Raw genomic sequence first — 20687 nt, 5'->3', positions numbered from 1 at the left:
GAGTTTCAGCCTGATTTTCAACGCGTGCCGAGCGGCCCGTAGATGGGCCTAATTTCTCATTCCTGATAGATGCCCCTTCAGTTTGACGCGATGCCCGCCCGCATTTAATAATTTCCATTGCAAGCTGGCCATCGCGCCTCTCGGTTTACAACGAGTTTCATGCCTGCGGCAACTAATTTCTTGAGCATACTTGCCTCTCACAAAGCTATACGATGAAAAATCGAGAACTATTCGTAAAGATCGTCTTCATCGCGGTTATCGCGCTCCTGCTGATCTCACTTGTCGCACCGGTGATATTCTCGCAGACGCCTCGCGAGGAGAAGCTACTCAACGGCCTCAAGGTCCTGATGTGGCCCGACGCAAAGGCAGACAAGGTCGCTGTCAGGATCCGCATTCACTCAGGCTCCGCATTCGATCCGCAGGGCAAAGAGGGCCTGATGCAGATGCTGGCGAATAACCTCTTTCCTAATCAGGAGATTCGGGAGTATTTTGCCGAGGACCTCGGCGGCAGTCTCGACGTCAGCGCCACATACGATTACATCGAGGTTTCGGTGTCCGCAAAGCCCGAATTCCTCTTGCAAATGCTCGAAACTGTCGCCGGCGCTGTCGCGACACCTCCGATCGACAAGCCGACGACCGTCACGCTTCGCGATATGCAGATCGCAAAGGTCAAGGAGCTTGAAACGGACGTTGCCTACGTCGCCGACCGAGCCGCCGCAAAGCGGCTCTTGGGCGATTTCCCCTACGGACGCCCACATATGGGCAACGTCGCTTCGCTCGGCAAGATCGAGTACGCCGACCTGGTGGATGCCCGACAGCGGTTTCTGACTGCAGACAACGCAACCATGACGATCAGCGGCAATTTTGACCGTAAGTATGCGTTCCTCGCGATCCGACGCCTGCTCGGCGGCTGGCAAAAGGGAGACAAGAAGGTGCCATCGACGTTTCGTCAGCCCGACGAGCCGCCGGTTGCGGTGCTGACGGTGCCGTCGCCAAAACCCGAGGCATGGGCGATCCGGATGGCAATGCGAGGTGCGGCTCGCAGCGATAAGGATTTCGCGGCATCGCTTGTGTTCGCCCAGATCCTTGAGTCACGGCTTAAGGCGTCGGTTCCCGACGAACACGCCAAGGATGTAATTGTCGTCAGCGAAACGCACGTTCTCCCCGGACTCTTTCGGATCGCCTTCGGTGCAATCTCGAAGGACATCACCAAGGTCGAGGCTAATGAGATCGTCCCCAGAGCCTTGTCCGCTGCCGTTACCACCGCTGAGTTCCAGGCTACTGCACCAGAACTGAGATCGATCTGGGCAAAGCGGCCGGTCGAGACCTTCTGGCTCGACGCCGACACGCTGCGGATCACAGACGTCGACGCGTATCGTAAGGCCTTTGAGTCAGTCACGCTCGCGGACGTCAATGCATTTGCCGAGCGCCTCCGCCGCCGTCCCATCGTAACCGTTCTTGCCAACACGCCGCCCGCCGCCAATTGATGCCCGCCGAACTTTCAGCAAAAGAGGCGGAACACTCGCGAGAGGTAAAGGCGATGTTCTCGGGCATAGCGGGCCGTTACGACCTGCTCAATCACGTTCTCTCTCTCAATATCGATAAAAGCTGGCGTCGTCGCGTAAAACGCGAGCTAAAAGACATTTTGGGCAATGCCGACGCCGTCGTTCTTGACGTCGCTTGCGGCACAGGTGACCTTTCAGTCGAACTTCAACGAGAGTCGAAAGCGACAGTTATCGGAACGGACTTTTGCCGCCCGATGTTGGCGGTCGCAAGAACGAAGAACGGCGCGGCAAACCTATCGATCGACTATGTCGAGGCCGATGCTATGGAACTAGCTTTTGCCGACGACACCTTTGATGCGGTCACGATCGCATTCGGGCTGCGGAATCTGCCCAATTTCGAGAATGGCCTCGTTGAATTGCGGCGTGTACTAAAGCCCGGCGGACGGCTCGTCATCCTCGAGTGCTCACACCCACGGCTGCCCGTGTTTCGCCAGGCATATGAGTTCTATTTCTCGACGCTGCTGCCGAGGATCGGAGGCCTCGTCAGCGGCTCACAAAGCGCATATCGATACCTGCCGCAGAGCGTCTCAAAGTTCCCCGACCAACGCTCGCTTGCACAACTTATGGAGAAGGCCGGTTTTACAGAAGTTTCTTACCAAAACCTCACTGGCGGCATTGCGGCATTGCACTCAGGGGCAAAGCCGATTTAAAGTTTAGTGTTCCGTACCTCGGGAATTTTCTGAAAGAATGCAAACTCTGCGTGCCCTCAAGGAGAGATTAGGCTGAAATACAAGCTCGCCAACCTCGCTCGCCGGCTTGGCCTGATGCTGCTCGTCATCTGGACGGCGGTATCGCTTGTCACTCTCTTGATCGAGATCGTGCCGGGCGAACCCGCAACGGCCATTCTCGGCGAGACCGCAACACGAGAGCAGATCGACAGTTTCAACTCGAAGCACGGCCTTGACCGGCCGGCGTTCTTCTTTTCATACGGCGACGGAGGGATCGTCTGGAACGGGGCAGATAATCGATATGCGGACTATTGGCTGGGCCTTTTTCGCGGCGACCTGGGCCGGTCCTTCCAGTCCGACAGGCCCGTGCGCGACATGATCCTCGAGCGCTATCCATCCACGATCAAACTCGCGATCGCGGCGATGCTCGTGGCAATCGGCATTGCGATCCCGCTCGGCGTGCTGGCAGGCTCGCGACAAAATTCGTTGATCGATAACTTTGCGTCCGTCTTTGCCCTGCTCGGCATCTCGTTGCCGACATTCGTCGTAGGGCCGTTTCTGGTCTATTTCTTCGCGGTCAAGTTCGGTTGGTTCTCGGCCACCGGAAGCCTGTATCCGGAGGACATCGTGCTGCCCGCGTTCACGCTCGGGGCCGCCCTGTCCGCGATCCTGACACGAATGGTCCGTTCGAGCGTGATCGAGGAACTCGGAGAGGATTACGTCCGCACCGCCCGAGCCAAAGGCGTCGGCGAGCGAATGGTGCTTTACAAGCACGTCCTGAAGAACGGCCTGATACCCGTTGTGACGATCCTTGGCCTGCAGCTCGGCGTACTGCTCGCCGGCGCGATCATCACGGAGAGGATCTTCAATTGGCAGGGCCTCGGCCTGCTGCTTCTCGAGGACGGCATCGGCAAGCGCGATTACCGCCTTGTGCAGGGCTGCGTGCTGGTAATCAGCGTGACCTTCATACTGGCAAATTCGCTGACCGACCTTGTGTATCGCAAGCTGGATCCGAGAATCAGACTCAGTTAAGAACTAAAAACTAAAAGTTAAAAATGAGGGAATCGATCTTGAGAGATAAGAGTTACGCATTCGCGATCAGAATAGTTGAACTTAATAGATATTTGTGCAGTGACATGAAGGAATTTGTGCTCAGCAAGCAACTGTTGCGATCTGGAACCGCTGTTGGTGCCTTAATTCGAGAGGCTGAGTTTGGCCAGTCAAGAGCCGACTTCCGCAGCAAAATGACGATCGCACTTAAGGAAGCTAACGAAACCCAATACTGGCTCAGCCTTCTAAAAGACACGAAATACATTGACGGAAACGGGTTTGAAAGCCTGTCGCATGACTGTGCTGAGTTGATAAAAATGCTTGTTGCAACAGTCAAAACGACAAGTATGCCCTCAAAATAGGTGGGCGTTTCTTGCTCTTTCACTTTTAGTTGTTAGTTGTTAGTTTTTAGTTTTTAGTTTTTCGATGAGTCGATTGGGTTACATAGGTTTGGTGATCGCGGCGGTATTTATCCTGGCCGCTATATTCGCGCCGCTGATCGCGACACACGATTTCACGGTCCAGAATCTGGAATTGCGTTATGCATCGCCGGGCGCTGAGCACTGGTTCGGCACGGACGGCGTGGGGCGTGACGTGTTCTCAAGGACCGTCTATGGAGCGAGAATATCACTCGAGGTAGGCATCTCGGTCGTCGTCGTCTCAGCTGTCATCGGCATCATTATCGGGGCGATCGCCGGGTTTTATGGTGGCTTCGTCGATACTTTACTGTCTGGCTACATCTTTAACGTCTTTCTTGCATTTCCCGGCCTGCTGCTCGCGATCGCATTGGTTGCGTTTCTCGGCGCGGGACAGGGCAAGCTCATCGCAGCGCTGTGTGTGATCGGCTGGGTCGGTTATGCGCGCGTCATGCGCGGACAGGTCTTGAAGGTACGCGAATACGATTATGTAATGGCCGCTCGCGCCCTCGGCGCGGGCGACATGCGGATCCTGTTCACGCACGTTCTGCCCAACGCCATACAACCGCTGATCGTCCAGTCATCACTTGGCATGGCCGGTGCTGTTTTGTCCGAAGCGTCTCTCTCTTTTCTCGGCCTCGGCATCCCGCCGCCGGCACCGAGCTGGGGTACGATGATCGAAGAGGCAAGGCTGTTTTTCAGTGTTTCGCCGCACGTTCTGTTCTTTCCCGGTGCCGCCGTGGCCTTGACGGTGCTTGCGTTTAACTTTATCGGCGATGGCCTTCGCGAGTATCTCGATCCGAAGCAGCGGCGGCGGTAGTCCCGCGTCGGCATTCGAGAATTTATCAACCTTTTCTGCGTCCGGGCGCATCAAAAGTTGACGGACAGCCGCTTGATCTGATGTCAAAGTACGCCATACGTCCTGTGATCATCCTCGTCGCCCTGTTAGCACTCGCAGGCGTGCAGTTTGCTCAGTCGGGACGCAGGATCGACGCCAAGCCAACACCGTCGCCGCAGTCGCCGGTCGAGACTCCTGATCAATACTCGGAATCTACGCCCCGGCCCGGACGCGTCGCCAGGCCAACCGATCGCTCAACGACGCCATCGACAACCGATGCCGCGGCGTCTGACCCTAACGATGAGATCCTTCGCGTCGAGACCAATCTGATCACGATCCCTGTGTCCGTCTTTGATCGTAACGGCCTGTATATCCCGGGCCTGAGACAGTCAGATTTCAAGATCTTTGAGGACGGCGTCGAACAGGATATAGCGTATTTCGGCACGTCTGACAAACCTTTCACGATCGCACTGGTTCTCGATACGAGTCCTTCGACCGAGTACCGGATCGACGAGATAAAACGCGCTGCTGCCGCGTTCGTCAATCTGCTCGAACCGCAGGACAGCGTGATCGTCATCGAGTTCAATTGGGATGTAAAGGTGCGCACAAAGGCCACGACGGACCGCGAAAAGATACTCAAAGCCATCAACAAGGCGAATTTTGGCCAGGGCACCTCGCTTTATACAGCTGTCGATGAGGCCCTTCGCAAGCAGCTCGGAAGCATCCCCGGCCGCAAGGCCGTAGTTCTCTTCACGGACGGTGTCGATACAACATCGGGAAAACGCACCTACGACAGCACGCTAAGTTACGCTGAGGAGTCCGATTCGCTGGTCTTCCCTATTTACTACAACACCTATTTCGAGAATCGCCGCCGCAATCGCAGTTCCTTTCCGGACATTTTCGGCGGCGGGCCGATGATCGGAACGACCGCTGCGGACTACGCCCTCGGTCGGCGATACCTTGAGGACCTGGCGAATGCGACCGGCGGCCGCGTCTTCCGCCCCGAAGCAACGCCGGGCGGACTGACCAGGGCGTTTGAAGGCATTGCCGAGGAGCTTCGCCGCCAATACAACATCGGCTACGTGCCGCGACGCGAAGGAATTCAGGGCCAACGCAAGTCGATCAAGGTCCGGGTAAACCGCCCCAACCTCGTCATTCGCGCTCGCGACAGCTATGTCGTTGGTGCCGCACCGGCCGCACCGACCCCATCTCCGTCACCTTCGCCATCAAATTGATCTGCCAGAAAAAAAGGCACCAAAACGGTGCCCTTTTACGATCTTGGTGATCCGACCAGGACTCGAACCTGGGACCCAATGGTTAAAAGCCACTTATTGACGAAAATCGCTTCGGGCTAGAATCGCCATTTAACCCCATATTTCCTTTATTTTCAAGCTATTCTCGGTTTATACTATCCTTCTAAACTAACTCGAAATAGTTAGAAAACAGTTAGAAATAGTTAGAAAATAGTTAGATGGGACGGAGAAAAGCTGGATACGTTTGGACTGATAAGAAGACCGGGCATCTGTATGCCCGAGTACAACTTCGCGACTCAAACGGAAAAGTAAAACAGATCTATAAAAGAGCTCTCAATCCGACCCATGCCGAACAACTGGCAAGTGAAATCTTAGAAGAAAGCGATGCTCGCGGTCAAGGTTACATCGAAGGCCGTAGTATGACTTTCCGTAAACTCGCCGACTGGTATAAGAAAGAATACGTTATCCCTCCTGTTTACTCTGACGGTAAGAAGGTCGAAGGCATGAGGACATGGGAATCTGAACGCCTAAAGATCGATCGTATCGCTGCAGAACTCGGCCGAGAATTGATCAACGAAATGGATGAGACCATCTTCAGGAAATACAAACTGAAGCGGCTCAAGTCTGTCTCGATCACAACAGTCAATCGGGATTTCGAGTCGGTTCGCGCGATGTTCCGAAAGGCCAAGAAAAAGAAGTGGATCAAAGAAGTGCCGGACTTCGATGGGCTTATTGACAAATCCCTGGAGAATCGTCGGACAGTCACCGTCACCAATATTGAAGAAAAGAAGATCCTCAAGGAGGCCAGAAAGCTGATCACCACCTCTGCTCCTCGTCTTTACGCTCTTATTATTTCACTCCGAGACTCCGGAGCCAGACCTAACGAGCTTTATCCGGTGAATGATTACAGCGAAGACAAGTCTAAGTACGAACCAATTCGATGGCGTGACTTGTTTGACGAGAGGGGACAATTTCGCAATATCACAAGGTTGGTTTCTTACAAGGGCAAACTACGCGAAGAGCGTTTGGCCGTGATTACCGAACGTATGAAAAAGGCGTTTCTCGAACTTTGGCGATTCCTGGAGCATTCAAAGAATGTAACGCCGGCCAATGCCGCACGTCTCGACAACATGGTTTTCCCACACACAACTTATAAGAAATCCTGGGAAATTGTGCGAACGGCCGCTGGCTACCCCGATCTTCGCCTACGCGACCTCCGCCGTGACTGGATAACTAGGTTAAGCCGACTCGGCTACTCTGACAAACTCGCCCAACGCGGAGCCGGACATAAGAAGATGCAGACCAGTTTCGAATACACCGAATTTGACGAGGCCGCTGCCCTGCAAGCCAAAAAGTTAATCGATAAGGATAATCTATCGTGATTGAATTCCGATCCATCTGCTGGTGCTTCGGCGCGAACGAGGCGTAGATGTAGCGGAGCAATAAAAAGCGATTTACGAAGCCGATCCAAGCCTAGTTGAATGAGGTATTCGAAACTCGCGCCCTTGAAAAATTTGAAGCCTGCGGGGTAATGCGAACACACTTGCTCCTATTCGCCCTAGCGGTAAGGATCGTTAGCACGCTCCCGTAGAAAGGCATGGAAATCGATTCTTCCCAAAATTCCTTTCCTCGCTCAACGTTGTCGTTTTCGGTCCACGAACTCGCAGCCACGGGTCCTTCGAGTTGCTGAGTGGCACCGTCTTCAAACAATTGCCCGGCCAAACAGTCCTGTCCAAGAATCATTGCCGGAATATTATAATGAAATGTCTCGCTTTTATGAACCCATTTGACCTTACGGTTCACACTGCAGATCACGGCGCAGGACTCTTCCGTTACGTCCACGGACTTTACGGTCGTCGCGGTTAGCGATGTGTCGAATTGAGCGGCAAGTTCTTTAATTCGCGCAAGTGTAAGGTCACGGGAATTCACGATCGGATACAGGACTCTCGACGGCAGCAGAAGTTCTGAGGCGAACCGGTTTGCTTCATATTCCTGTCGGCGGATAGCGTCGTTCCGCCAGGATTCTATCTGGGCGCTTGTGCAATAACATTCGTCCTGTCCGTGCCCCGGCAAGATAAAATGGGCGACTTCATGTAAGACTGTAAACCGCCGCCGGGCAGGCTCCCTAAAATAGTTCTTAAGAGCGATAATTCCTTCCCGGCTCTGCGGAATCCGGACGAGGGCTCCTTCGAAATTCGTCGAAGACACTTCCCGTATCGACAGCCGAAGTTGCTTCGCCGCTTGCTCAACGTCATCGACCCTCTCGATCTTCAGATGCGTCAAGAGGGCTCGCGCATAATCCTCGGGGCTGTGAGTCACTTGTTTCCCTTGCTCCCGTCGAGAAGTTCGCGCTTCAGATCATCAAGGATCTGCTTGTCCGAGTCCGGGAGTTCCCCGTCCTTTCGCTCGCGGAAGGCATAGCTCACCGCAGTGGGCGGTGTTATCAACCCGTCAAGCAGCTTCGCGATCCTTTCCTTGGGAGTGAGCCTTTCGCCCGTCAGACCTTTCTGATAATCTCGAACGTTTCGCAGCAGGCCTCCAAGGCTCTTTGCGTCATCGGAATCCGCAGGAAGCTCCTGCAGCCTTTTTGACATCGACGCCTTGAAACTGTCGATCAGATCGTTGTCGGTCAGGCCGTAGAGTCCGAGAATCTCGGTAGCCGATTCGTTACTCATTTCCTCGTCGCTCCCGAGGATCGCATCGATCATCTGCTCGTGTTTGTTCTTTTCGCCGGATGATTTCACTTTTCTATTCATTATTCATATTCATGTTGGGTTAATCGCTATGTGAGCGCCCGTCGTCAGCATGAAATTTATAATTTAGACGGTTATTTCGCTTTGAGATCTCGTCTGCGGACACGCTGAGCAGATCAGCGATATCACTCCGCTTCAGCGGTTCCCGCTGGTTCGTCGCAAGATAGGCAGCGGCGTCTATGACGTCCTTCAATTCCTGATCCCCATCGACATATCGATAGAACTTCTTCGCCAGATCCTCGGCATCAAAGACACGCTCAGGATCGTCGGACGGTGGAGCAGCAAAGGTCTGCCAGTCTTCATCCGAAGTGGCCTTCGTCGTCGTATAAGCGTGATTCTTTGAAACGGCATCAACGAAGTCGCGCGACATGATCCTGAACGCAACGGCAAAGATCTGGTCTTCGGTCTTCGCTTTAGGGTAGGTCGCACGATTGGCATAGAACTCCGTAAGGGCATCTGCCGCAAGATCGGCCGGAGACTTCCCAAGGCCCTTCAATACCGGATCCCAGTCCTTGCCGCCGAACAGTCGTTCCTGCCCAAAACGGTTTAGAGCGACCGCCGTAAGCTTTCGAAGGACGTTTAGCCAGACCTGTTGATTTAACGCCGAATCGGCCATGTTCTATTACCTTAAGCGATCCAGTCCCCCAAAAATCCCGAAAATCGAAATTTTTTTTCGGTTTCCTCATTTTACCTCCTCTCATTCGCTTATGTAGGTGAGGCGGGAGGAAAACTACCATACCGCTCGATCAAGATGCATTGCCGGCGAATCCACGCTTTCGATGCCAAACATTTAGAGTCAGGAAATTAGGAGATCTAACAATGAAAGACATAGAGCCAAAAGAGGTTGAGAAAGAGGACAAAAAGGACGACGTGGTGACGCTGATCGTGAACGCCAGGCGAAAGCGATGGGACGAGAAGCACATAACATTCCGGGAGGTAGTCGTGCTCGCCTACGGGCAGTTCGAGGACAATCCGGTAATCGAATATACGGTTGCGTATAGCAACGGACCGCGCCCCAATCCACGCGGAAGCATGGTTGACGGCGACCGGGTAAAGGTGCAGGAGAGGATGAATTTCAATGTCACAAGAACTGATAAATCGTAGCGGCGACCTAAAAAAGCTGCGGGACGAAGGGCACGAAGTCGAGGTCCGGGACGCCAAACTTCTTGTAAGCGGCGTACCCTACCTTGATCGAGACGGCGAGATTCGCCGAGGTACCCTCGTGTCCGAACTGACACTCGCCGCGGATTCAACGACAACACCCGGAACACATGTGATCAACTTCATCGGCGAACAGCCATGCCGCAAGGATGGAACCGAGATCGAGTCGATTAAGCACCAGGTTGGCGACCAGAACCTTGGCGATGGCGTCGTGATAAACCGCTCATTTTCGAACAAGCCGCCGAACGGCTACGCCAACTACTACGAGAAAGTGACCAGGTACATTGAGATCATCTCAGCACCGGTCACGTCGATGAACCCAGATATAACCGCCCGGACCTACAAGGTGATCGAGTCGAAGGAGACCGAATCGGTCTTCCATTACGTCGATACCAATTCAAGCCGTGCCGAGATCGGACGCATCGCCGAGAAACTCAAGTCGGAAAAGATCGCAATAATCGGGGCGGGCGGAACCGGTTCATACGTTCTTGATTTCATCGCGAAGACGCCAGTTGCGGAGATCCATATCTGGGATGCGGACAGATTCCTCCAGCACAACGCATTTCGGTCTCCGGGAGCCGCCTCTATCGATGAGCTTCGCCAACAACCGTTGAAGGTGGCACGTCTGGTGGCGATATATTCGAGGATGCACCGGAACATCATCGCCCACGAGGAGTTCATCGATCCTGACAGTATTCCATCCTTCGAGGGATTCACTGCGGTGTTCGTCTGCATCGACAAGGGTTCAGTGAAAAAACCGTTGATCGAATACCTTGAAACGGCCGGGATCACGTACCTCGATGTCGGCATGGGCGTCGAGATCGCCGATGACTCGCTGATCGGCACGCTGCGGGTGACGACCGGAACGAGCGATTTCGGGGCGCCGATCCACGAACGCCGTCGCATTACGTTTCACGATACTGACGACGAGGATATATATGACTCGAACATTCAGATCGCGGAGCTTAACGCGATGAACGCCTCACTGGCTGTTATCAAATGGAAAAAGTTCGTTGGATTTTTTAACGATGTCGTAGGCGAGCACAATACGCTGTACACGATCAACGACAATCTCTTGCACAATGATGATGTGGACGATTGAGTTTACCGAGTACATCCCGGATGATCTCGCGAACGACACGATATACATTTCGATAGAGCACCGTACGATCATTCACCTGTGCGCGTGCGGCGCGAAATGGAGGTCGTGACCCCCTTGTCTCCGACGGACTGGCGAATGACGTACGATGGCGAGTCGATATCGCTCTACCCTTCGATTGGAAATTGGAGCTTCCCCTGTCGGTCGCACTATTGGATCAAAAATAGTCAGATCGTATGGGCAGAAAGATGGTCGGAAAACGAGGTGCACATTGGACGCTACAGAAACCGGCAAAATAAGGCCGATTATTACGCGGATCTTGACGCGAGAAATAAGAGCGATCAGCGTGACGACCAACGACCCGACGTTGTGGGCGACGAGTCCTTGATCTCAAGGTTCAAGAAGTGGTTCGCGAGGATATGGCAAAAATGAGCCCTGATGGTTTCACCAAAACAACCTGCCGACACTGGAGGGGTCATGGAAGGCGTCATGCGGGCATGATGTTGTGTTGACTAACAACTCAACACCATGTTATGTTTTTCGGTGAAAGCTTGATGGGTAGAAATATGGGACAAACATTTGGGGAAACATTGCGTGAAATTCGTCGCTCACGAAATATTAGTCAGCGAGAACTCGCTGAAAGGGTCTCCGTCGACTTCTCTTACATAAGTAAGGTGGAAAACGATCGCATTCCTCCGCCGTCGGCGGACACCGTTGAGAAGTTCTGCACGGTGCTCGAGATCCCTTCCGAAACGCTGCTCAGTCTTACGGGTAAAATCACGACGGAGGCCAAGCAAATGCTGAGCACGAGCGAAGCGGCTCAGCAGTTTGTGAAGCATGCACAGAACATGAAACTCTCTGATGACGAGTGGCAGAAACTTACCAAGAGTTTGAAATCATTACGAAAACAGACACGATGACCGATCCGCTTCAAAGCTCACTTTTCGATCTGATAGACCCGGGGCACTCGCGGGCTCCGGCTCCAAGCAGGCCTGTAAAGTGGTCCCATTCTAGGAGAAACGGTTTTGAAAGTTGCCTCTTGCAATATTACTACCGCTACTACGGGGCGAGTTCGCGTTCAGCTGTAAATGAGCCTTTGAAAGGTCAACTTAAGTTTTTCAAAGACCTGAAGTCGATAGCCCTCAGACTTGGGGACATCGTCCACTTTGTCGTGAGCCAGCATTTTGAACGGCTCCGCAAGGATCCCGATAACCCGAATACGGGTATCGAATCCTGGGCAAGGGACATGTTTAGGAAAGATCTTGAGGCCTCCCTCGCTTATCAGAGTAGTGGCCGGCTACCCGCCTCCCAGTACACCTCCCTTCTTTCTGAGTTTGTATTTAACGAAGATAATGCACGGGAGCGCTGGGACGCGGCGAATGAAAGCCTGACAAAGTCAATCCGGAATTTTCTCGGATCGCAGAAGTTTGAGGCGTTCCGGTTCGGAGGAGTATCCGATGAGGCGATCATCGAGAAGAAGCTTCCGATCGCATTCGGGTCGAATACAGCGAGCGGAAAGATCGACCTAGCATACGGATCGGCAGCCGAGATGGTGATCGTGGATTGGAAGACCGGCACGTCAACGGCGTCGGATGATAGTTTGCAGCTTCTCTCATATGCACTGTTGATAGCTAACAACTTAAAAGTGGATCCCGAGTCTATAAGGGTCTACAAGGCATATCTTGAACTAGATTCGGTGGTCGAAGAACTCGTCACAGCCGAAGGCATGCTCAGAGCCAAGGGCCGGATAATTCAGGATATAAGACGTATGGAAACGATGGACGGGTATGGCTTCTCGGGCCTTTCGGCGGCATTTACGCCGTGCGGCCAGGTCGGAATATGCCGCATGTGCCCGTTCCGGACGGTCTGTCCGGAGTTTCCTCGGAGTAATTGACCATGATTGAGACAAACCTTCGGATCGTTCGATTCGGAAAAGAATTTCGGCTTGACGTTCGACGAGTCGAAGTAACCGGACATGTGACCGCGCCGGAGCTGTTGGAGAAGGCGTGTAATAAACTTTCATCACGTTACGGTCTCTCCGCGGTCCGCGCTCCATTCGGGACGGATGAGATCCTTGTTCTATCGAATGTGCCGGCACCCAGCCTCGCTATCGAGGATGAGAATTGGAGACTGGATATTCGGGACGTTGGCACACGCCGCCTCTCGTTCAGGAATGAATCGGAAAGGGACGCGATTGCTTCCCTAGTCGAAAGAAGCCTGATCCGAAAGGTATTTAATAGCCTTATCTTTTGGAACCTCGATAGCTACCGGATCTTTTATGCCAAAGAACCGTTATGCGTAAAAGACGGCATTGAGGTGTTCCGAAGGTTCGAAGTCGCGACAATTCCGATCGACGATGTGGGAATAGGTATCGCAATCGATATCAGTACAGCTTTTTTTACTGAATTGAGCGTTGCGGGTTTCTTCGACGCGACGCTCCCCGCCGAAGAACAGAAGACTCTGAAACGCAGATTTAGCAGGTTGTCGCAGCGCCAAGAGGGCAGTAAAGGAACGCTGCTTTACGAGTCGAAACCTGGGCAGTTCTCAAAGTGCTATTTCGAGGGAATGATCGAGAACGCAACGATCGGCAAACCCGAGGTTCAGCGAATACAGGGGGAGACCTATGCATCTCTCAGGGAGTACTACCAACGAAAACACGGCTTGAATCTTGCTGGCAACGAGACTGTGGCCAGAGTGTCATTCCACGGAATTCCGTACTCGGTGCCGGTTGCGGCGAGCCGGCTGCGGTTGAGGGTAATGAATGATGCCCTTCCACGGTCTCTGAGCTCGATCGATAAGATCCCGCCGCGCGAACGTAAGGAGTTGATCGAGTCATTTTGGGAAAGCGTAGGGGATAAGAACCTCGGTTCCGGAATACCGGGCCTCGCGGACGGATTTTGGAGGCCAAACGAAACCCACGTGTTCAAATCGGTGGCCCCCGACCTTTTGTTCGGTGACGGAAATATCCTCAAGGCGCCACCTAACGGCAATGTCCGTGAGCATCGGGATTACTACAATGAAAGACTGGCCTATCTTTCGAGGTTCGGCTGCTTTTCGTACCCCGGGTCAGCTCCGCGTACGCTTTATGTTGCAGTGCCCGAAGAGTTCGGAAGCGATGTTGCAGACGCACTCTCCAATTCAGTCGCCGATCTGTATTCTGAGCTGACGCGAACCAACACCGAGATAGAGTGCATACGGTACAAGTCCCAAGACGAGGCGATAAGCAAGCTGCAGTCGGAAAGATTCGGCGGCATGGTCTTGTTCGTTTTCGATGACGACAGCCCTGCAGCCTACTTCAATGTCGAATACGAGCTCAAAGGCTGGAGAATCAAGAGGATCAAGAAGTCGACTTTCGGTCGCTACGCCGAGGAGTTCCGGTTTGAAAAACGAAGTGATGGGACGGTCGTTCCCGTCCAGTTTCCCCGGCGATGGAAGGGCTTTATCGAGCTCAATGTGATGGGTCTCGTGCAGCAGATCGACGGTGTTCCATGGACTTTGAATAACCACCCAAAGTACCAGGTGCGACTTGGGATCGACGTAAGCCAGGGACACAGGTTCTTCGCGGTTTCGCTACTCATCTTTAGACCGACATCGCCGGTGCCGTTCCGAATGGAGACCGAGGTCGAGAACAAAACGGACTCGAAGAAGGAAACGATCAACGAGATGATCCTTGAGGATAAGATCGTGCAGCTGGCGGAGCGGGCCGTCGCGAGCGGATTTTCCGACTTGGAATCGATGCTTGTGATCCGGGACGGGCGGCAATGCGGCAATGAGATTCAGGCGATACGAGCAGCCGAGGCTCGCCTTAAGGACGCCGGCCTACTCAGGAGGGACGCGATTACGGACATCGTCGACTTCCACAAGGAAAGCATCAAGAACATTCGGATGTGGGATGTGCTTCGAAACGGCGAAGCCGCTCATGCTATTGAAGGGACCGGTGTCCGTTTGACCTCGAACTCCGTCGTGCTTGCAAACACCGGAGCCGCGACCCTTCGGCAGGGCACTGCCGAACCTGTGATGATCAGATCTGTCACCTCAATGAGCGATATCGTGGAGGCTGCTAATGATCTGCATCAATCATGTCATTTGAACTGGTCGAATCCGCGCGTTGCCCAAAGACTTCCGATGGAGATCAAGAGAACGGACGAAGAATTGACCAGTAGAGCAGCCCAGGAAGTTCGGCGGATCAGATGACCGTCGGCCGGAGGAGATTACTATGAGCGTACGATGGTTGTCCTACCAAAGCTTTCAATACAGTCAGCAGCTGATCTCCGCGCTGAATACCCTTATCATCGACCTAAAACTCCGGGAATCCGGCAAGGTCTCCGGAGAGATCTCGACGAAAGTGGCTGAAGCTTTTGAAAGCGTCGATGGTTTTTTGGAGGCGTTCGACTCAATCGTAAGCCGTGTTGAGCAATCACAATCGTCGTCTCCGCTTGGGACCAGCGCGCGTATGCGCGAACTCGGGATGCGATATCTTAAGGCCCGGCGGAACTCCAAGAAATTTCGCTCGGAGCTATTTACGCAGACGATAAGCCGGTTCCGGGGTCAGCTGCAGTCGCATACTTCAGGCGACCGGAAGACTTTGATTTCGGGGCTTGAAGAAATGCGTACTCTCATTGAGGAGCATTTCAACGAGGACATTTCGGAGATCGTAGGAGAAGGATAGGTGAGAGACATCCTTGTCAGCAGCAATCAGGACCTATTGTACGAACTCGAAATGGTTCGTAACGCGTTAGCGTCAAAGGACGGACTTCCGCCGGAGCTTAATGGTTATAGAGAGTGGCTTATTCACAACTGCGACTTTCTCACTGGAGCGATCAAAGAGATCTTCGACATTCTTTCGACAGCAGATGATTCGATCCTGGTCGATTTGTTTAGTCAGACGAACGTGATAGCACGCCACTTGAATTTTCTGAACTCGACCTTCGTCAATCCGGTGCTCCGAACAAAGGACACTGATTTAATGGCGTTGAGGGTCTTGTCATGGCTTCACTCGTCTCATCAGTCAACCAAAGACACCTTCTTCGCCGTTAGCGGAGGAATGTTCGCTTGTCTTCCGTTTCCCGGGTGGCCCACCATATATTTTGCCCCGTGTTCGGCTCACAGCCAACTCCTGTATCTTCCGCTCTTGTTACACGAGTTCGGTCATCTGCTCTATGCGGTTCACAGAGCGGAGATGGACGCCCTGGTGAAAGAGCTTCAGCAAAAGATCGCTGCATCGCTGCAGCCGACCGTGATCAGAAACGACAAATACTCGCAGGATGCGACCAGAAGGCGTGATGAGATCGTGGTGACCTGGTTCGACTGGACCCAAGAGCTGTTCTGTGATGCGGTAGGGCTCTCGATAGGCGGGCCTGCTTTTCTACACGCATTCTCGATGTGTTGTCGAAAACTAGGGCGAGAGGAATTTCATCTTCCACAGGAGTCATTGGTATTTCGGACACATCCCGTCAGCTGGATAAGAATAAAGGTTCTCGCCCTCCGGGCCGAGGAGATGGGATACTCCGATATCGCAGCGGAGTTGCGAGAAACCTGGGCGGAGATCGCGTCTTGCTTCAACATAACCGAGGAATACTTCGGATTTTTCTCCGATAATTTTCTCGCCATGATCAACGGAACTATCGACGATATGCTCGTGGAGGCGGAACCGTTGGATCTGCGTACAGCTGCCGCCGACGGAAATTCGCCGGTATGGCTATTCAACCAGGCATGGGACAGGTTCCTTTGTAAGACTGCAGATTTTTCGGCTTGGGAAGACAATGCGGTTAAGGAATTCTTGGCTGGATCCGAATCTCGTCGGATGACCCCGGTGGCTGAAGTGGTGGCCTTGTCGCAGTAATGATCTCGATCCTCCTTTCTTTTATCGATGGATTCTCTACTCTTGTTTAGAACTAATTTAACGGATGGCTTTGCAAACCAGTGGCAGAATGTGCCGGACGTGCGTTTGGTTATATTCGTCAGTCTTATCTAACAGTCGAATATTATTGTTGTAACTGTCTATTAGCTACTTCAATAAAGAATCATAATTCCCCGCACTTGCGTCCGAGCCTTTAATAATCGTGTAATTCATCTTGCTTGCTGCAGCGAGTTGGCGAGCGTAAGCCGCCTTTGCTTGAACGACTGAAGCCTCGATCAAATTGTCTCCTTTCACTTCAACGATCAGCCATGAGTCGTCTTCGAGCTGCACAAGAAAATCGGGGTAATAGCGTTTGACCGTGTGCGAGTCGGGATCGATGTACTGAATGTAGAAGTCAGTCTGGCCGTGCGTGAGCATCCCGGTAAAATAAATCTTCTTGACGCGTTCGTCGGCCAGTAGATCGCGAAACAAAACGTTTTCCGGGTTCGAGTCGAAGCAGTACGCATCGAGATGAAAACTCTTGGAAACAAACTCGGCGATCTGCGAATCGATATTCCGCACAATCTTGTCCGGTTCGGCACGAACGGAATAGAAGTCCTTTCCAGCCGGTGGCGGTTTCACGAGTTCGATCTCGTGTTCATCTTCACTCTTAAATTCGCGCAACTCGTAGAGCGAATCGAAGATCTTTGGTATCACCGCATCATAGAGAAGTTCGTTGAATTCATTAACACTTTCAAGAATTCCGTCAATGCCTTCTTTGGTTTGAGCAAGGATTTCCTCGACCTGGAGAGGCCGAAGGTTCAGATATCTCGCAATCTCGGCGACAAGAGTTATGTCGCTAAACGATCGTCTTTCGCGCTCAGCGGTCAGGTCCTCTACCTTTTTGAACGCGGCATTCCGGTGTTCTTCCAATCCTTGCTGCTCGATATGCAGAAGGCGGTACTTATCTTTGTCAACCTGTTCAAGACCAAGTGAGAATCCTTCTTCAATCGTTTTTTCCCGCATCTCGAACCGAGACGAGATTCGTTTGATCTTTATCTTGACTGGCGGCGGAACGACACGAACTTCGACAGTTTCCTTATCCTTTCCGGCGTTCTCCAGGTCGTCGCCGCTGATCCTGAAGTTCTGCTGAAGCTCGTCCTCTAGGATCTGAAGGTTTTCGTCGCTTAGGTAAATCTGTCCGGTGTACTGTTTATCTCCAATCGACCGGAGGCAGCGCATCGTCGCCTGAAGCACAAAAACACGTGACTTCGGCTTTCGAAATAGCGCGACGCCAAACAGAGAACGACAGTTCCAACCCTCACGGCCCTTATTCACCAAGAGGATGAATTGTTTCTCCGATGTAGGTTTGTCGAGATTGTTAAACTCACGGATCTCGTCGTTCGAGGTCAACTTTGGATCGCCAACATTCACGAGAATCTTTTCGGCCGAGTAGCCATGCTTCGCGATTGCTTTCTCGACGGCTGGGCGTAGTTCGGAATTGAGGTCTTCAATTGTAGGAGCGAAAAACGCGATCTTCGGAAGTATTCCTTCCGGACGCACAAATTCTCCGTTTTCCTTTACGCTCTCAATGAAGTTGTCTATCGCAAGTTGAACAAATTCTTCTGACCGAGGGTTTGTATAGCCGTGCCGTTTGACCTTCTTGAGCAATCCTTTTTCGATCGCTTCTGTCAGGCCGTAAGCATAGATCACTTCTGGCAGCACTTGGTCTCCGATGTAGGGCGTACCGGTGTAATTGAAACACGCAACGATCTTGGTCCCGGTTCGCTCGAGACTCGCGGCGAGTTCGTCGATCGTGAGCCGAAGGCTTGTCTTCGAGGTCTTGACACCCATGTCCTTAGCAAGAGGGTCGCCAAAAGCGTGGTGAGCCTCATCGACGTAGATACCCAACTGCGAAAGACGTTTTAGTTTTTCGAAGCGTTGGTTTGTTGAGAGTTCGCCTTCTTCTTCTGGCTCCTCGGCTAGGAGTTCCGAGATCTCGTCGTAAACTGACTGTTCGACCGGGGCCTGACGCTCATGGGTTTCTTTCTCGCTGCCGAATAGCGAATCGGTCGCGGACTTCTCCTTGTGCTGCTTTTTGAGAATGATCTTTTGGGTGTTCGATATGACGATATTGAACTTAGAGCGATCAAGCAGGTGACCTGCTCCCGTAAAATTACCCCAAGTGGAAAGCAAGAATCAAATAGAATGGAGGAAGGTTCTTGCAATGAGGAAAAAGTATACGGAAGAGCAGATCGTGGGGATCTTGCGAGGGGCGGAGGCGAGCGGGAAGGCGTTAAGGAATATTGCCGTGAGAAGGGAGTGCACGAGACGACGTTCTACGGGTGGAAGAAGCGGTTTGGGTCGATGGATGTCGAGGAGGTACGGGAGTACCGAACGCTGGTGCAGGAGAACGCACGGTTGAAGCGTCTGCTGGCTGAGCGCGATCTTGAGATCGACGCGATCAAAGAGGTGCTTAAAAAAGTGGTAGGCGTGTCGGACCGGCGAGAGGCAGTGAGGATAATGATCGGTGCGGGTATGAGCGAGCGGTTCTCGTGTGCTTTGTTGGAACTGGAGCGAAAGAGCTATCGGTACGAGCGGCGGAGCGAGCACCTGACCCGATCTCAGAGCGGATAAAGGAGTTGGCGCTTGCTTATCCGCGATTCGGGTATCGGCGGATATGGGCGATGCGACGGGCCGGAGAGGTGGTGAACATCAAGCGTGTGCATCGCTGGTGGAAGAAGCTGAAGGTGCACTTGCGAGGAAAAGGCCGAAAAGACGGCGTCAGGACGTGCAGATGATCGTTCCAAAGGCCGAGAAGGCGAACCAGGTGTGGACTTACGATTTTGTATTCGATCAGGCAGTTTCGGGGCGAAAGCTGAAGATGCTGACGCTGGTTGATGAATACACGAGGGAATGCCTTGGGTCGAGGTCGCATCATCGATCACGGCGAGGGCGTGAGACGGGTGCTTGAGCGGGTTTGCCGCGAGAGAGGATGCCCTCAGATGATCCGCTCGGACAACGGCAGTGAATTCATCGCCGGGGCGACCCGCGAATGGCTCTCGGCAAACAACATTCAGCCGATGTTCATCGCACCGGGCAAGCCTTGGCAGAACGGCAAATGCGAGAGCTTTAACGGCAAGCGCGATGAACTGCTGGGCCAAAGGTGGTTCAGTTCGATGTGGGAAGCACGGGTAGTGATCGAAAGCTGGCGGAAATTCTATAACACGACGCCCGCATTCGTCGCTTGGCTATCTCACACCCGCCGAGTTTGCTGCCAGCCTCGCCTCCGGCTCGGCTGCCACCAAACTCGATCACGATCCGACGGCAGTTAGACCAAAAACACTAGCTTTCCACTTGGGGTAAAAACAGGGGGCTGGACACAGGTTGAGCGTCGTGCCGGCGTCGTCGAGAAAATGAAACTTGAGATGTGAATCCAGCCAATTCACATACTCCTTTGGAACGACCAAACTCTTGTCAAACTCCACTATCTCGCGAAGCGAGTGCAAGACCGTTTTGTCGGGTGCGAAAACCAATGCGTTGTGGCAGTAGTGCTCATCGAAAGGAAACTTGTTGGCGAGTAGGAATTCGTAAAAGATGCATGTGGCCATCAGGATCGTCTTTCCGGTGCCCATCGTAAGCGCGTAGATGTAGTTCGAATATCTACGCGAATTCTTCTGCATCTGCTTGTACAGCCCTTCGAACTGCTCCTCTGTGACCGTCTCAAACAACGGTGCTTGGCCTCCACGGGCGGAAACGTTCGCGCGTTTTTCAAAGAGGTCTCTTCGCTCAAGCCATTCTCGGAACAGCCGATGGACGGGAGCGTTGTTGCAATACTCCTTGATGAAGATGTACATCTCCAGTGCTTCGAACTGTGGGATCCGCAAATAGGCATCGTTATCTTTCGGATCGTTAAAGTCGAGAAATTTCTTTGAAAGGTCTTTGTAATGGCTCCGGATGTGCCGGCGATTCTGGACGTAGAAATCTCTCAGCGCCGTAAAGAACGCAAATTCGATGCTGACTTGTTTCTGCTTCTTCGCCATTC

At 52.9% G+C, this 20687-nt stretch carries 19 protein-coding genes and 1 pseudogene; 15 read left to right on the top strand and 5 right to left on the bottom strand.

Annotated elements, in window-relative coordinates:
- The first annotated feature begins 212 nt into the window (after positions 1–212).
- The 7 genes from IPM59_09590 (at position 213) to IPM59_09560 (ending at position 7172) form a co-directional block, all read left to right on the top strand.
- Complete coding sequence (locus tag IPM59_09590) at positions 213–1487, top strand: insulinase family protein (protein ID MBK9215835.1); 1275 nt, start codon at positions 213–215, stop codon at positions 1485–1487.
- Positions 1487–2215, top strand: coding sequence for a bifunctional demethylmenaquinone methyltransferase/2-methoxy-6-polyprenyl-1,4-benzoquinol methylase UbiE (gene ubiE, locus IPM59_09585; GenBank protein ID MBK9215834.1), 729 nt, complete (start codon positions 1487–1489; stop codon positions 2213–2215). The genes IPM59_09590 and ubiE overlap by 1 nt, the downstream gene beginning before the upstream one ends.
- 114 nt (positions 2216–2329) lie before the next feature.
- Positions 2330–3265: an ABC transporter permease gene (locus IPM59_09580; protein MBK9215833.1), complete on the top strand. Its 936-nt coding sequence runs from the start codon at positions 2330–2332 to the stop codon at positions 3263–3265.
- Positions 3266–3288: 23 nt separating this feature from the next.
- Positions 3289–3645, top strand: a complete 357-nt coding sequence (locus tag IPM59_09575; GenBank protein MBK9215832.1) for a four helix bundle protein — start codon at positions 3289–3291, stop codon at positions 3643–3645.
- A gap of 64 nt (positions 3646–3709) precedes the next feature.
- Entirely contained in the window at positions 3710–4519 is an 810-nt protein-coding gene (locus IPM59_09570) for an ABC transporter permease (GenBank protein ID MBK9215831.1), read from the top strand.
- Positions 4520–4599: 80 nt separating this feature from the next.
- Positions 4600–5772, top strand: coding sequence for a VWA domain-containing protein (locus tag IPM59_09565; protein MBK9215830.1), 1173 nt, complete (start codon positions 4600–4602; stop codon positions 5770–5772).
- Positions 5773–6209: 437 nt separating this feature from the next.
- The gene (locus IPM59_09560; GenBank protein MBK9215829.1) at positions 6210–7172 is read left to right on the top strand and encodes a hypothetical protein; all 963 of its coding nucleotides are present in this window, start codon (positions 6210–6212) and stop codon (positions 7170–7172) included.
- A gap of 91 nt (positions 7173–7263) precedes the next feature.
- Here IPM59_09560 and IPM59_09555 read toward each other — a convergent pair whose 3' ends face one another.
- From IPM59_09555 to IPM59_09545, 3 genes are read right to left on the bottom strand one after another with little or no spacing between them, the layout of a single operon-like run.
- Entirely contained in the window at positions 7264–8109 is an 846-nt protein-coding gene (locus IPM59_09555) for an ImmA/IrrE family metallo-endopeptidase (GenBank protein ID MBK9215828.1), read from the bottom strand.
- Entirely contained in the window at positions 8106–8546 is a 441-nt protein-coding gene (locus tag IPM59_09550; protein MBK9215827.1) for a hypothetical protein, read from the bottom strand. Before IPM59_09550 ends, IPM59_09555 begins: the two co-directional genes overlap by 4 nt.
- A 19-nt stretch (positions 8547–8565) precedes the next feature.
- Complete coding sequence (locus IPM59_09545) at positions 8566–9159, bottom strand: hypothetical protein (GenBank protein MBK9215826.1); 594 nt, start codon at positions 9157–9159, stop codon at positions 8566–8568.
- A gap of 203 nt (positions 9160–9362) precedes the next feature.
- Here IPM59_09545 and IPM59_09540 point away from each other — a divergent pair, with 203 nt between their 5' ends.
- The 7 genes from IPM59_09540 (at position 9363) to IPM59_09510 (ending at position 16645) form a co-directional block, all read left to right on the top strand.
- Positions 9363–9647 (top strand): multiubiquitin domain-containing protein, encoded by a 285-nt coding sequence (locus IPM59_09540; GenBank protein MBK9215825.1) that lies wholly within the window; start codon positions 9363–9365, stop codon positions 9645–9647.
- Positions 9622–10806, top strand: coding sequence for a ThiF family adenylyltransferase (locus tag IPM59_09535; protein ID MBK9215824.1), 1185 nt, complete (start codon positions 9622–9624; stop codon positions 10804–10806). Before IPM59_09540 ends, IPM59_09535 begins: the two co-directional genes overlap by 26 nt.
- A gap of 530 nt (positions 10807–11336) precedes the next feature.
- A complete protein-coding gene (locus IPM59_09530; GenBank protein ID MBK9215823.1) occupies positions 11337–11723 on the top strand; it encodes a helix-turn-helix transcriptional regulator in 387 nt (128 codons plus the stop codon).
- Positions 11720–12697 carry a PD-(D/E)XK nuclease family protein gene (locus IPM59_09525; protein ID MBK9215822.1) on the top strand — a complete coding sequence of 326 codons (978 nt, stop codon included), beginning with the start codon at positions 11720–11722 and terminating at the stop codon, positions 12695–12697. The genes IPM59_09530 and IPM59_09525 overlap by 4 nt, the downstream gene beginning before the upstream one ends.
- Positions 12698–12699: 2 nt before the next feature.
- Positions 12700–14997: a hypothetical protein gene (locus IPM59_09520; GenBank protein MBK9215821.1), complete on the top strand. Its 2298-nt coding sequence runs from the start codon at positions 12700–12702 to the stop codon at positions 14995–14997.
- A gap of 22 nt (positions 14998–15019) precedes the next feature.
- On the top strand, positions 15020–15472 hold the full coding sequence (locus tag IPM59_09515) for a hypothetical protein (GenBank protein MBK9215820.1): 453 nt from the start codon (positions 15020–15022) through the stop codon (positions 15470–15472).
- Positions 15473–16645 carry a hypothetical protein gene (locus IPM59_09510; protein ID MBK9215819.1) on the top strand — a complete coding sequence of 391 codons (1173 nt, stop codon included), beginning with the start codon at positions 15473–15475 and terminating at the stop codon, positions 16643–16645.
- A 165-nt stretch (positions 16646–16810) separates the two neighbouring features.
- Here IPM59_09510 and IPM59_09505 read toward each other — a convergent pair whose 3' ends face one another.
- Complete coding sequence (locus IPM59_09505) at positions 16811–18838, bottom strand: type III restriction endonuclease (GenBank protein MBK9215818.1); 2028 nt, start codon at positions 18836–18838, stop codon at positions 16811–16813.
- Positions 18839–18869: 31 nt separating this feature from the next.
- On the opposite strand from IPM59_09505, the pseudogene IPM59_09500 reads away from it, so the two are divergent.
- Positions 18870–20008, top strand: a pseudogene (locus tag IPM59_09500) (IS3 family transposase).
- Here the strand turns inward: IPM59_09500 and IPM59_09495 are convergent.
- On the bottom strand, positions 19957–20685 hold the full coding sequence (locus IPM59_09495; GenBank protein ID MBK9215817.1) for a hypothetical protein: 729 nt from the start codon (positions 20683–20685) through the stop codon (positions 19957–19959). The pseudogene IPM59_09500 and the gene IPM59_09495 sit on opposite strands and share 52 nt — an antisense overlap.
- Positions 20686–20687 lie beyond the last annotated feature (2 nt).

This window comes from Chloracidobacterium sp., assembly GCA_016715795.1.
GTDB lineage: Bacteria > Acidobacteriota > Blastocatellia > Pyrinomonadales > Pyrinomonadaceae > OLB17.
Note: the sequence above shows the minus strand (reverse complement) of the source record. Positions and strands in the feature narration are given on the sequence as shown.

Coding starts and splice junctions, on each gene's coding strand:
- IPM59_09580 (MBK9215833.1), top strand. CDS start 2,330: ATGCTGCTCGTCATCTGGACGGCGGTATCGCTTGTCACTCTCTTGATC.
- IPM59_09540 (MBK9215825.1), top strand. CDS start 9,363: ATGAAAGACATAGAGCCAAAAGAGGTTGAGAAAGAGGACAAAAAGGAC.
- IPM59_09535 (MBK9215824.1), top strand. CDS start 9,622: ATGTCACAAGAACTGATAAATCGTAGCGGCGACCTAAAAAAGCTGCGG.
- IPM59_09520 (MBK9215821.1), top strand. CDS start 12,700: ATGATTGAGACAAACCTTCGGATCGTTCGATTCGGAAAAGAATTTCGG.
- IPM59_09565 (MBK9215830.1), top strand. CDS start 4,600: ATGTCAAAGTACGCCATACGTCCTGTGATCATCCTCGTCGCCCTGTTA.
- IPM59_09575 (MBK9215832.1), top strand. CDS start 3,289: ATGAGGGAATCGATCTTGAGAGATAAGAGTTACGCATTCGCGATCAGA.
- IPM59_09525 (MBK9215822.1), top strand. CDS start 11,720: ATGACCGATCCGCTTCAAAGCTCACTTTTCGATCTGATAGACCCGGGG.
- IPM59_09515 (MBK9215820.1), top strand. CDS start 15,020: ATGAGCGTACGATGGTTGTCCTACCAAAGCTTTCAATACAGTCAGCAG.
- IPM59_09530 (MBK9215823.1), top strand. CDS start 11,337: ATGTTTTTCGGTGAAAGCTTGATGGGTAGAAATATGGGACAAACATTT.
- IPM59_09550 (MBK9215827.1), bottom strand. CDS start 8,546: ATGAATAGAAAAGTGAAATCATCCGGCGAAAAGAACAAACACGAGCAG.
- IPM59_09545 (MBK9215826.1), bottom strand. CDS start 9,159: ATGGCCGATTCGGCGTTAAATCAACAGGTCTGGCTAAACGTCCTTCGA.
- IPM59_09570 (MBK9215831.1), top strand. CDS start 3,710: ATGAGTCGATTGGGTTACATAGGTTTGGTGATCGCGGCGGTATTTATC.
- IPM59_09560 (MBK9215829.1), top strand. CDS start 6,210: ATGACTTTCCGTAAACTCGCCGACTGGTATAAGAAAGAATACGTTATC.
- IPM59_09590 (MBK9215835.1), top strand. CDS start 213: ATGAAAAATCGAGAACTATTCGTAAAGATCGTCTTCATCGCGGTTATC.
- IPM59_09495 (MBK9215817.1), bottom strand. CDS start 20,685: ATGGCGAAGAAGCAGAAACAAGTCAGCATCGAATTTGCGTTCTTTACG.
- ubiE (MBK9215834.1), top strand. CDS start 1,487: ATGCCCGCCGAACTTTCAGCAAAAGAGGCGGAACACTCGCGAGAGGTA.